This window comes from Ruminococcus sp., assembly GCF_017549005.1.
GTDB lineage: Bacteria > Bacillota > Clostridia > Oscillospirales > Ruminococcaceae > Ruminococcus.
Map to the genome: position 1 here is coordinate 91,747 of NZ_JAFYYT010000037.1, position 12,008 is coordinate 103,754.

The following is a 12,008-nucleotide window of genomic DNA, read 5'->3' on the forward strand; positions in this document are numbered from 1 at the left end:
CATATTATTTGTTTTTATTCTCTAAGTCCTTCTCAGCCTTTACCTTCTGAAGGTAAGAAACTTCAAGCTGATCGGGCTCTGAAAGCTTTTTCGATATGCCTGCAAGACATACTCCGACTGCGCTTTGCAGCCGTCCCTGAGGAGGGGCGATCATGAATGCAGGCGAGCTGTATGCATTGTAGAATTCGGCAGCTCCGTCGCCGCAGAGCATTGCCTCCTTTACGTTGAATGCGAGGTACTCCGCAAGCTCGTCACGGGAGATAATCTGCTCCTCAGTGACCTGTTCCACGCAGTAGCCGTCGCTCTTATAGGTGCAGGTGTAAACAAGCTCTCCCCTTGCCTTCATTATGGCGCATATATGCCCCTTATAGGCAAGATTGCTGCAGGCAAGCCCTAAAAGGGTGGATACTCCGCAGCATTTTATGCCAAGTCCGAAGCTGAGGGCCTTTACTGCCGCCACGCCTATGCGGAGTCCCGTATAGGAACCCGGTCCGTTGGCAACGGCGATCCCTCCAAGATCGGAGAGTTCCTTTCCTGCCTGAGCCATAATGTCCTTGACTATTGGCATTATCACCTGTGAGTGAGTCTTCTGCGTATATACTGTCGTCTGAGCCAGAAAGAGCTCGTTTTCCGAATCAAAAAGCGCTGCGGAAGCTGTCTTTCCCGAAGTATCAATCCCAAGCAGCAGCAAATCTTCCACCGTCCTCGATCATTATTTCCCTGTCATTTTCTCCCAGACTGCTTATGGTCACGAATATAGTATTCTCAGGGAGAAATTCCGCGATATTTTCAGACCATTCCACAGCAGCGACGTTATCCTCAAAGGGATAGTCGTAAAAGCCTGTGGACTCAAGGTCCTCCTCGGAACCGATACGGTACATATCAAAATGATAAAGAGTTATTTTTTCACCGCGGTACTCGTTTACCAGCGCAAAAGTGGGAGAGGTAACACTGTCACCGAGCCCCATTCCTATGGCGATACCGCGTGTAAAGGTTGTCTTTCCTGCGCCGAGTCCGCCCTTATAGGCGATCATGTCCCCTGCCCTGAGGAGTCCGCCAAGCTTCTCGGCTGCCTTGATAGTCTCCTGAGGAGAATGAGTTATTATCTTCATATCCCGTCAGAAAAGTCCTGTGATACTGCCGTTTTCGTCGCAGTCGATGTTAAGGGCCGCAGGAGCCTTTGGAAGTCCGGGCATAGTAAGGATATCGCCTGTGTATATAACTACGAAGCCTGCGCCTGCGGAAAGTCTCGCGTCACGAACAGTGATCTTGAAATTCTTAGGCTTTCCGAGAAGATTCGGATTGTCCGAAAGCGAATACTGTGTCTTTGCAACGCATATCGGCAGATCCCAGAATCCGATGTTCTCGATCTCCTTGATAGCCTTTTCAGCCTGAGCTGTAAATGTTACGCCCTCGGCACGGTATATCTCCTTTGCAATCTTCTCGACCTTGTCCTTTATAGTAGCATGAGTATCGTAAAGAGGTCTGAACTTGTTCTCGCCGCAGAGGTCGATAGTCTCGCACACCTTCTTTGCAAGGTCTGTTCCGCCCTCGCCGCCCTTTGCGAATACCTCGCACATGGACACCTCAACTCCCATATCGGAGCAGAAGTTCTCGACGAATTTTACTTCCTCGTCCGTATCTGTTGCAAACCTGTTTATGGCAACAACTACGGGCACATGGTACTTGTGCATATTCTCGATGTGAGTTCTGAGGTTCTCGATACCCTTTTCAAGAGCCCACATATTTTCCTTGCCGAGGTCCTGTTTCTGAACGCCTCCGTTGTACTTGAGAGCCTTTATGGTAGCCACAAGGACCACACATGATGGCGCAAGTCCGCCTACACGGCACTTGATATCCAGGAACTTCTCAGCTCCCAGGTCAGAACCGAAGCCTGCCTCGGTAACTACATAGTCGCCCAGCTTCAGTGCCAGCTTTGTTGCGCGCATGGAGTTGCAGCCGTGAGCGATATTTGCAAATGGTCCTCCGTGTATGAACGCAGGAGTATTCTCGAGAGTCTGCACGAGATTAGGCTTGAGAGCGTCCTTGAGTAGAGCAGTCATCGCTCCTGTGCAGCCGAGTTCCTTTGCATATACAGGCTCGCCGCTGAGATTATAGGCAACAAGGATATTTCCAAGTCTTTCCTTGAGGTCCGAAATATCGGAAGCAAGGCAAAGTATAGCCATTACTTCGGAAGCAACGGTTATATTGAAGCCGTCCTCACGGGGAACACCGTTGGCTTTGCCGCCGAGACCGATGAGGATATTTCTCAGGGCGCGGTCGTTCATATCCATACAGCGCTTGAAAAGTATGCGGCGCTGGTCAATTTTAAGCTCGTTTCCCTGCTGGAGGTGATTGTCTATCATTGCGCAGAGAAGGTTGTTTGCAGCTGTGATAGCGTGCATATCACCTGTAAAATGGAGATTTATATCCTCCATCGGTACTACCTGTGCATAGCCGCCGCCTGCAGCTCCGCCCTTCATGCCGAAAACAGGTCCCAGTGAGGGCTCGCGGAGTGCGAGCACTGATTTCTTTCCGATCTTGCGGAGAGCGTCGGAAAGTCCCACGCTTATGGTAGTCTTGCCCTCTCCTGCAGGAGTCGGATTTATAGCTGTAACAAGTATGAGCTTGCCGTTTTCTTTATCTGCAAGTTTTGTAAAAAGAGCTTCCGAAAGCTTAGCTTTATAATGTCCGTAGGGTTCAATGTCCACTTCATCTATGCCGAGACCTGCAGCGATCTCGGTAATGCGCTTCATATCGGCGCTCTGAGCGATTTCGATATCTGATAACATATCAAGGTCCTCCGTGTCAGTATTAATAAGAATATTATACCACGTTTTTTCACCAAATGCAAGCAATGCGCCAAAATAATGGCACAAAAACAACAAAGAAGGCTGCACTGAGAGAGTGCAGCCTTCAATGATTTAAGAAAGAAAATGTGATAACTTCTGAATTAAATTAACCCTTTACACCGCCAAGTGCAACGCCTTCGATGATGTACTTTGAAAGGAAGAAGTATGCGATGAGGATAGGCAGAACTGTCAGGAAAAGTCCCAGATAAACAGTACCGTACTGTGTCTTGTAGGAGTCACCGTTAAGTAATGCTACCATCTGCGGCATAGTGAACTTCTCAGTCTTGGTATTGAGGATAGAAGGCATGAACAGTGAGTTCCAGCTGGTTACGAAGGCAAAGATAGCCTGTGTAGCCATAGCGGGCTTCATCATAGGTATAACTATCTGATTGAAGATCCTGAACTCGCCTGCACCGTCGATTCTTGCCGACTGGAGTATCTCCATAGGCAGCGACGGTATCATGTATTGCCTCATAAAGAAGACGACCGTTGGCGCAGCGATTGCGGGGAGAATAAGTGGTAACAGGGAGTTGGTCCAGTGCCACTTATACATCATGTTATAGAAACCGATACTCGATACCTGTGCAGGGATCATGAGTACAGCCATGATAAATGTGAAGAATCCCTTTTTGAGCTTCCAGTCATAAGCAACGATAGCAAAAGCTGTCATTGTCGAGAAATAAACCGTACAAAGAGTTGTACATACAGCTACTATGATAGAGTTCTTGAATCCGGTGAAAGGATTGAAGGACTGGCTTGCAAAGTAGCCCCAGTTAAATCTGAGATTATGACCGGGGATAAGTGAAAGAGCGTGCTGCTGGATCTGTTCCGAGCTTCTTGTTGCGTTTACAAGCATGATAACGAATGGGAAGATACTAAGAAAAGTGAGAAGAATACATACAGCATAAGCAACTATTTTAAATGCAAAATTACCTGCACTCTTTTTTACAACTGCCATTGATCTATTCCTCCCTTGGAAGCTCTCATAGCTTCCTTCTTTGCTTTCTTAACTTCCTTATCAAGCTTGATCTGTTCCTTATCACGCATTATGAAGAACAATACAGCTGAACACAATGCTATGATCACCCACATGATCATACTTGCAGCGGCTGCTCTGTTATATATCCATTTGCCCGAGAAGGCTTGCTTGAAGATGAACACACTGGTCGTGAGTGTTGCATTATCAGGCTTACCATCGTTGAAGCACTTAGGAATATCATACATATTAAGACCGCCGACAAGGCTGGTAACGAGTGTATACAGTAAAACTGTCTTAAGATTTGGTATAGTAATACGGAAGAAGGTCTGAACACCATTTGCACCGTCGATCTGTGCCGCTTCATAGATATCAGGGCTTATACCAAGAACGCCCGATATAAGAACTATCATTGTATTTCCGTACCATGTCCAGAACTGGATAAATGCAACTATAAGCTTAGATGCCATTTTATGCTGCAGGAAGTAGTATCCTGAGTCCCTTAATCCTGTACTGATAAGGAAATCGTTGACAGGTCCTCTTGGGTAAGCAAAGAGCGCCTGGAATAAGATCGCAACTGTTGCAGCTGTGATAATGTTCGGCATATAGAAAACGACTTTAAAGAAACCCTTACATTTGATCTCATTACTGTGTGAGGTGAACCACGCAGTAAGAAGAAGTGCGAGAGTGATCTGCGGGATAAAGTTCATTATCCAGATAACTATCGTGTTTGTTATGGAAGTTTTAAAGGATTCCATACTTAATACCTTCTTGAAGACATCGAACGGGTGCTCCAGGAAATGATAATTTTCCGGGCCGTTGATACCTTTACAGTCGGTAAAGCCGAGGATAGCTGTATAAATAGTAGGATACAGCGTAAAAATCAAAAAAGCAACAACAAAAGGAATACTGAATAGATATCCGTATTTCGAATAACTAATACCCTTGAGCTTCGTTTTCAAAGCCGTGAGCCTCCTTTATTTTTTAAAGAGTGCTGTACCGCATTATCTGCGGTACAGCAAACTAAACAATTATTATTCTGCCTCAAAGTCGAGAGTTTCCTCTACATCGGTCTTGAAGTCCTTGATAGCGTCTTCTCTTGACTTGTTGCCTTCAACATACTGACCAACCTGATCACGCCATGACTTGTTGATGTGCTCATCGTATGGAGTGAGGTTCTTACCGCTTGCATAAGCGTTACCCTTAACGAATACTTCGTTCATATTCTGTCCGCCGAGGAAGTCGAGTGTTCCGTCAGACATATTAAGAACTGTCTCAGAAGCAACGCAGTCCTTTGTCGGGTTGTCAGGATCATATGTACCGTTAGCCCACATGTACTGGAGACCGTCCTTAGTGCAGTCGAGAGTTATCCAGTCAATGATCTTACCAACAGCTTCCTTCTTTGTGCTGTCCTTGTTGCACATGAGCCATGTACCGCCCCAGAAGAAGCCTACAGGAGGTGTACAAACAGCCCAGTCGCCCCATGTACCAACTGAAGTATCGAGCTTCTGCTTAGGATTGCCGTCTTCGTCCTTCTCATCTGTGTCAACCCATGAACCGCAGTTCTTAGCGATTGTATAGTTGATGAGCCAAGCAGGTCCGAAGAATCCGAGAACCTTCTTAGGTCCTTCGTCTCTCATATCAGCGAACCATGTATCCTGCCAGTCAGTTGACTCGTTGTAGTAGTCATTGTCCTTGAGCTTCTTAGCGAGGTCGATGAATGCCTCACGCTTAGGATCGATGTGGAGCTTATCGTCAACGATCCAGCCCTTGTCAGAGCTGTTCTCAACAGCGTGCCAGAGGTCGCCGTCGCCGGAGATGATAGCATAGCCCTTGCCCTTAAGTGTCTCAGCAGCCTCGAAGAACTTATCCCAGTTGCCTGTACCTGCACCGATTGCTGCCTCTACTGCGCTTGGCTCCTCTGAACCGAAAGCGTCCTTAGCGATGGAACGTCTGTAGATGAAAGCACCGCCTGTAGCCTGGTAACCGAGAGCAACCTTTTCGCCGCTTGGGTTTGTACCGATCTCTACAGCGTAGTCAGCGATCTTAGCCTCAGCGATCTTATTGTCAACATCAAGACCGAGATCCTTGTAAGGTGTAGCATAGCTTGACATATCGCCCTGTGTATACTTAAGTACGAATGCAGCCTCTGCACAGTAAAGGTCAGGAGCGTCCTTGCCGCCAGCCTGAAGAGCCTTATCAAGAGCAGGTGTGTACTCGTTGTTTGTTGTAGGAATATTTGTTACATTGATGTCATACTGTGCAGCGAAGTCAGGGTTGAGCTTGAGGAACTTCTCAACCATGCCTGGTACTTCAGCAGTGAAAGACCAAACATTGATTGTTTCCTTCTTGCCGTCGCCCTTCTTTTCGCCGTCGTCCTTGGTAGTTGTTTCAGCGTCATCCTTGGCAGCTGTAGTTGTCTTGCTGCTGGAATCATCCTTCTGATCGTTTGTCTTATCGCCGCAAGCGGTGAAAGATGTGAGGATTGCAAGTGCTGAAATGACCGATAATACTTTTTTCATATTCTTGACCTCCATTTGAAAAATAGAATTGATTTATTTCCAATCAGCCTTTGAATTAAAGGCTGAAAAGAACGTTATTTACGATGGACTCGAGCATTTCCTGTCTGCCGCTTGAGAGTGAAGCTGTAACCTCGCCCTTTTCAAGCGCATACTTTTCGAGTGCTGCGAAATCTGCCTTGCCGGCAATGATATCTGCACCGATACCTGTGTTCCATGAAGCATATCTGTCAGCAACGAACTTGTCGATACGACCGTCGTCGATGAGCTTGAGAGCTGCTCTGAAGCCGAGTGCGAATGCATCCATACCTGCGATGTAGCTGTAGAAGATGTCCTCAGGTGTGAAGCTGCCTCTTCTTGCCTTAGCGTCGAAGTTGAGACCGCCGTTTGTGAAGCCGCCTGCCTTGATAACTTCGTACATACACATTGTTGTGTCATAGATGTTTGTCGGGAACTGATCTGTATCCCATCCGAGGAGCATATCGCCCTGGTTAGCGTCGATAGAACCGAATACGCCGTTGTCTCTTGCAACACGGAGCTCGTGCTGGAATGTGTGCTGAGCAAGTGTAGCGTGGTTAGCCTCGATGTTCATCTTGAAGTCCTTGTCGAGACCGTACTTTCTCAGGAATCCGAGAACAGTAGCAGTATCGAAGTCGTACTGGTGCTTTGTAGGCTCCTTTGGCTTGGGCTCGATGTAGAAGTCGCCCTTGAAGCCGATCGAACGTCCGTACTCAACAGCCATCTTCATAAGACGAGCCATATTGTCGAGCTCAAGACCCATGTTTGTATTGAGGAGAGTCTCATAACCCTCACGGCCGCCCCAGAATACGTATCCGTTACCGCCGAGCTTTACTGTAGACTCGAGAGCCTTCTTGATCTGTGCAGCAGAGAATGCGAATACATCAGCAGAAGGAGATGTACCTGCACCGTGCATGAATCTCGGATGATCGAAGCACTTGGCTGTACCCCAGAGACACTTCTTGTCGCCCATAGCAGACTTCATGTAGTCTGTAACGATATCGAGCTGAGCGTTTGTGTCCTTTAAGCTGCCGTACTCAGGAGAAAGGTCACGGTCGTGGAAGCAGTAGTAGTCAATGGAAAGCTTATCCATAATCTCCTTTGCTGCGTCTACCTTAGCCTTAGCTCTTGCGGCGGGATCAGCCTGACCCCATGTCTTGTCAGTTGTGCCGCAGCCGAACATATCTGTTCCGTCGCCGCCCATTGTGTGCCACCAGGAAAGTGCGAACTTAAGGTGATCGCGCATCTTCTTTCCGTTGATCATTTCATCAGGGTTGTAGTACTTGAATGAAAGGGGATCTGTACTATCCTTGCCCTTGTACTCGATTTTTCCGATGTTGCTGAAAAATTCCATTTTATCCTCCATTAAATGTTATAAATTTATTTTCAGAGTGGTGCATTTCTTACCTGTCAGCTTTTCACTGAGCTCGTCAGGCTGTGAAGTTCCTGCGTAGAGGGTGAACTCACTGCCTTCCTTTACCCACTCGCCCTTTTCATTGACTGCCATTGTAGACCTTTCGGGAAGAGTGATCTGTACGACCTGACTCTCGCCCGCGTCAAGTGCGACTCTCTTGAAGCCGCAGAGGCTGTGGTTGGGAACTGCGTTCTCCGAATAACCTTTGATATAGAACTGAACTACGTCTTCCGTAGCGCGGCTGCCCGTATTTGTAACCTTTACGGAAACAACGCCGTTTTCAAATCTGAGATCGGAACATTCCGTCTCGGAGTAGGTCAGTCCGAAGCCGAAGGGATAAAGAATATTGCCCTTCGCGTATCTGTATGTACGGCCCTTCATGCTGTAGTCCGAGAAATCGGGCAGCTTTGAAGCGTCCTCATAGAATGTAACAGGGAGCTTACCGGAAGGAGATACCTTGCCGAAAAGGATATTGGCAAGAGCTCTTCCGCCCAGCTGTCCCGGATACCAGGCGTGTATAAGTGCGTCGCAGTCTGCCTCGACATTTATCGCGCTGCCTGCGGCAGTAACGATGATAACGGGCTTGCCCTTGGACATTACAGTCTTTACAAGCTTTCTCTGCGACTCAGGGAGTCTAAGGTCGTTCTTGTCACCTGAGGAGAACTCGTTGCCTGTATCGCCCTCTTCGCCCTCGATAGTAGCGTCAAGTCCGACACAAAGCACAACAAGATCGGAATGCTCTGCAATGATCTCTGCCTCGGCGAGTCTGTCGTCGGGGAGACCGAGCTGCATACATCTGTCCTTGTAGAGGTGACAACCCTCTGAGAAGATGACCCTGCCGTCGAATGCCTCACGGATTCCTCTGAGGAATGTGACATATTCGTCAGCCTTGCCGTTGTAGTTGCCCTCAAGTGCGGGAACGCTGTCGGCATTGGGTCCGATGACTCCGATAGTTTTATATTTTCCCTCTGCAAGAGGTAAAATACCGTTATTTCTGAGGAGCACCATTGAACGCTCGGAACATTTGAGTGAGAACGCCTTGTGCTCGTCGCAGGCTACGATATCGTAATCAAGTCCGTCAAATTCTGTGGACTTGTCGAACATACCGAGCCTTACTCTTGTTCTCATCAGCTTCACGCAGGATCTTCTGAGATCCTCCTTGGTGATGAGTCCTTCATTATATGCAATAAGAAGGTGGAGATATGTATTTCCGCAGTTGAGGTCGCAGCCTGCCTTGAGAGCCATAGCTGCCGACTCGGGAGCGGTCTTTGTTACGCCGTGATTTGTGTGGAAATCTCTGAGAGCCCAGCAGTCGGAAACGAAATGTCCGTCGAAGCCCCATTCCTTGAGCTTTCCCATAAGGAAACTGCTTGCACAGGCAGGCTCACCGTTTACGCGGTTGTAAGCGCCCATTACGCTCTCGACCTTTGCTTCCTTGACAAGAGCCTCGAAAGCTGCGGTATAGGTCTCTGTCATGTCCTTCATATTTGACTTTGCGTCAAATTCATGTCTTGTGGCTTCAGGGCCGCTGTGAACTGCGAAATGCTTTGCACAGGCAGCTGTTCTGAGGACCTTGCCGTCTCCCTGAAGTCCCTTTGCATACGCAACGCCGAGTCTGGAAGTAAGGAACGGATCCTCACCGTAGGTCTCCTGACCTCTTCCCCATCTCGGGTCTCTGAATATATTAACATTCGGTGACCAGAGTGTAAGTCCCTTATAGATATCGCGGTCACCGTGCGCCGAATATTCATTATACTTGGCACGTGCCTCCACAGAAGTTATCTCTCCTGCCTTGTGCACAGCCTCCTCGTCAAACATTGCTGCAAGACCTATGGTCTGAGGGAACATTGTAGCTGTTCCGGCTCTTGCAACGCCGTGAAGTCCTTCACTCCACCAGTTGTAAGCAGGTATCCCCAGCCTATCGACCTTGGGAGCATCATACTTGAGCTGTTCAGCCTGTTCTTCGACTGAAAGCCTGTCCGTGATGTCCTCGGCTCTTTCAAGTGCGGATAATGCTTCATTCATATACTTTTCCACAAGCATTCTCCTTTCATTATAATTTGCTTACAAATTCGTCTATGAATTTTTCAGGAGAACCTTCTGTACCTGATATCTCCCATACTTCCCTTATCGAAGCGGTCTCTCCCGGCTGATAGCTTCTCAGCTCGCCGAGTATCTCGCATTCAAGGAAAAGATCGTTTGTATATGTCTCAAAATTGCAGCAGAAATCAGGGTAAACTATTTCCTTATAGTCATCAAAGGTAACTTTCAGTACCTGTTGATCCTTTATGTAAACTATCTGTTTTCCTGTTACATTGAACCCTGCCTTGAACGGCTGTTTTTTCTTCGGATCCTGCCTGAGTACAGCGTACCCGTTATTGAGCCCGAAACGCTCGTCCTTTATATCGGAATAGCTCCAGAGCGCCATAGTCCTGTTGGGGAGGAAACCGTTATCGTCCTTGCAGAGAGGGATTACCTCGGTTCCGCCAGCCACAAGTCCCGTAACGGACCAGGGAGCGAATTCGGCAGGTTTGTCAGAGCAATTGGTGATCTTATTTTCTATGATCACTGAGTTATCTTCACCCATGGTCACAACGATCTCGAACTGCTTGTCAAATTTTGTCATCGCAGGTCTGAGAGTAAGGACTCCGTCCGCAAAAAGCGCCTCGATCCTGTCGTTATCGGGCAGGTAAGTCTCAGGCATAACTTCGGGCGCGAGCCACATTCTATGACCACCATAAGCGTACCAGACGCCATAGCCGTTATTCATCTCATAGAAGTTTCTGTCGATGTCCTCGAAAAGCATATTTGCACCGTCAGAGGGTCCGAAGAAAACAATTCTCGGTCCAACATCTATAGTTGCAATGAGCTTAATCTTCCCATTATCGAGACAGGCGCACTTTCCATAGTTTTTAAAGTCGATTTCTTTGTAGTTAGTAGACATCGTATTTCACCTTTCGTTTACTCTGTAAATAATTATAATACACTTAAACAATTAATACTAATCAAATATTGCGACTTTTTTTATAGTTTTTGCTCATGAATTGCTAACATTTTCAGTTTTTTATCCAACCCACTTTACAAATGATATGGTTATAGTGTATAATATAGCTGAAAAAATGAGGTTTGTATCGTGAAAGCAAACCGATTGTACGGACAAATCAGGCTCTTTTCAACATTTTTTTGGTTACCATTAATTAAGGAGGTCAGTCATGATCAAAAACCTGTCAGGCGATTATGAGACCGTCGAGTATGAAAACCAACGCTTCGTCATGCTTTATGACAATGACGAAGTGGAGGAATATCCTACTCACTGGCATAACGCCGTGGAAGTCATTATCCCTCTTCACAATGGCTTCACAGTGACTATTGGCGGAACGAATTATCATCTGAACGAAAAAGAGATAATAATCATACCGCCGGGCGAGCTCCATTCAATGCCCGCCCAGGAAGGCAGACGTATAATATTCCAGTGTGAAAACAACATTATAAGCGATGTTCCGGCACTTGAAGCGCTTATACCAGTTTTCTCCTGCCCGTTCCACATTACTCCGGCACTGAGTAAGGAGCTTTACGTTCTCGCCCGCAAGAATATACTCGATATCTATTCCGAGTACTACTCAAAATCCTCGCTTGCCGACGTAAGGATATATCTCTCCCTCGTGAATATCCTTGCAGCCGTCAGAGAGTATCAACTCACTATGGCAGCTGACGCTTTCTCCACCGAAGCAACGGGACGCGACGACACAAGAAAGTTCGGAATGGTCATGAAGTACATCAATCAGAATTATATGGAAGAGATACCTCTCGAGAAGATCGCCTATATCGCAGGCTACAGCAAGTACCACTTCTCCCGTCTTTTCAAGAAATACAACAACGTTTCCTATATACAATATATAAACAGCAAGCGTATCAAGGCAGCCGAAAGACTGCTTATCGACCCGAATCTCTCCGTTACCGAGGTCGCAATGCGTGCAGGCTTTGCAAGCCTCACCACATTCAACCGTGCATTCAAAAAGGCTAAGAACTGCACTCCAACGGAGTTCAAGACGCTTTACAAAATATCGGATCATACATAAAACAGTCACAGGGCGCGGCAAAGTTTTGCCGCGCCCTGTTATTTTTGTATATAACAACGGGCGGTACTCTCGTATCGCCCTTTTGTTATGTATAATGGAAGGATTTATCAAACAAGCAAATGCTTATTGATCACTGCTTATTGTATGTAG

Annotated in this window: 10 protein-coding genes; 1 reads left to right on the plus strand and 9 read right to left on the minus strand. The window is 47.1% G+C overall.

The features are described 5' to 3' along the window. Nucleotides 1-4: 4 nt before the first annotated feature. From tsaB to IKW96_RS09070, 9 genes are all read right to left on the minus strand, one after another. The gene (tsaB, locus tag IKW96_RS09030) at nt 5-691 is read right to left on the minus strand and encodes a tRNA (adenosine(37)-N6)-threonylcarbamoyltransferase complex dimerization subunit type 1 TsaB (protein ID WP_296573441.1); all 687 of its coding nucleotides are present in this window, start codon (nt 689-691) and stop codon (nt 5-7) included. Further along, a complete protein-coding gene (tsaE, locus tag IKW96_RS09035; RefSeq protein ID WP_296573443.1) occupies nt 672-1,112 on the minus strand; it encodes a tRNA (adenosine(37)-N6)-threonylcarbamoyltransferase complex ATPase subunit type 1 TsaE in 441 nt (146 codons plus the stop codon). The genes tsaB and tsaE overlap by 20 nt, the downstream gene beginning before the upstream one ends. Before the next feature lie 6 nt (nt 1,113-1,118). Next, entirely contained in the window at nt 1,119-2,792 is a 1,674-nt protein-coding gene (locus IKW96_RS09040) for a formate--tetrahydrofolate ligase (RefSeq protein ID WP_296573447.1), read from the minus strand. A gap of 166 nt (nt 2,793-2,958) precedes the next feature. Beyond that, on the minus strand, nt 2,959-3,810 hold the full coding sequence (locus tag IKW96_RS09045; protein WP_296573450.1) for a carbohydrate ABC transporter permease: 852 nt from the start codon (nt 3,808-3,810) through the stop codon (nt 2,959-2,961). Next, a complete protein-coding gene (locus tag IKW96_RS09050; RefSeq protein ID WP_296573454.1) occupies nt 3,798-4,586 on the minus strand; it encodes a carbohydrate ABC transporter permease in 789 nt (262 codons plus the stop codon). The genes IKW96_RS09045 and IKW96_RS09050 overlap by 13 nt, the downstream gene beginning before the upstream one ends. 276 nt (nt 4,587-4,862) lie before the next feature. Continuing rightward, nucleotides 4,863-6,350, minus strand: a complete 1,488-nt coding sequence (locus IKW96_RS09055; protein WP_296573459.1) for an ABC transporter substrate-binding protein — start codon at nt 6,348-6,350, stop codon at nt 4,863-4,865. 55 nt (nt 6,351-6,405) lie between these two features. Further along, on the minus strand, nt 6,406-7,719 hold the full coding sequence (gene xylA / locus IKW96_RS09060) for a xylose isomerase (RefSeq protein ID WP_296573463.1): 1,314 nt from the start codon (nt 7,717-7,719) through the stop codon (nt 6,406-6,408). A gap of 18 nt (nt 7,720-7,737) precedes the next feature. Next, a complete protein-coding gene (locus tag IKW96_RS09065; protein WP_296573467.1) occupies nt 7,738-9,816 on the minus strand; it encodes a glycoside hydrolase family 3 C-terminal domain-containing protein in 2,079 nt (692 codons plus the stop codon). A 16-nt stretch (nt 9,817-9,832) separates the two neighbouring features. After that, nucleotides 9,833-10,723 carry a hypothetical protein gene (locus IKW96_RS09070; protein ID WP_296573469.1) on the minus strand — a complete coding sequence of 297 codons (891 nt, stop codon included), beginning with the start codon at nt 10,721-10,723 and terminating at the stop codon, nt 9,833-9,835. A 268-nt stretch (nt 10,724-10,991) separates the two neighbouring features. Between IKW96_RS09070 and IKW96_RS09075 the strand changes: the two genes are divergently transcribed. Beyond that, nucleotides 10,992-11,858, plus strand: a complete 867-nt coding sequence (locus tag IKW96_RS09075; RefSeq protein WP_296573472.1) for an AraC family transcriptional regulator — start codon at nt 10,992-10,994, stop codon at nt 11,856-11,858. The last annotated feature ends 150 nt before the right edge of the window (nt 11,859-12,008 follow it).

Bases quoted from the DNA above. Each gene is read 5' to 3' on its own strand.
- tsaE (WP_296573443.1), bottom strand. From the start codon at position 1,112: ATGAAGATAATAACTCATTCTCCTCAGGAGACTATCAAGGCAGCCGAG.
- IKW96_RS09075 (WP_296573472.1), top strand. From the start codon at position 10,992: ATGATCAAAAACCTGTCAGGCGATTATGAGACCGTCGAGTATGAAAAC.
- IKW96_RS09040 (WP_296573447.1), bottom strand. From the start codon at position 2,792: ATGTTATCAGATATCGAAATCGCTCAGAGCGCCGATATGAAGCGCATT.
- IKW96_RS09050 (WP_296573454.1), bottom strand. From the start codon at position 4,586: ATGGAATCCTTTAAAACTTCCATAACAAACACGATAGTTATCTGGATA.
- IKW96_RS09070 (WP_296573469.1), bottom strand. From the start codon at position 10,723: ATGTCTACTAACTACAAAGAAATCGACTTTAAAAACTATGGAAAGTGC.
- IKW96_RS09055 (WP_296573459.1), bottom strand. From the start codon at position 6,350: ATGAAAAAAGTATTATCGGTCATTTCAGCACTTGCAATCCTCACATCT.
- xylA (WP_296573463.1), bottom strand. From the start codon at position 7,719: ATGGAATTTTTCAGCAACATCGGAAAAATCGAGTACAAGGGCAAGGAT.
- IKW96_RS09045 (WP_296573450.1), bottom strand. From the start codon at position 3,810: ATGGCAGTTGTAAAAAAGAGTGCAGGTAATTTTGCATTTAAAATAGTT.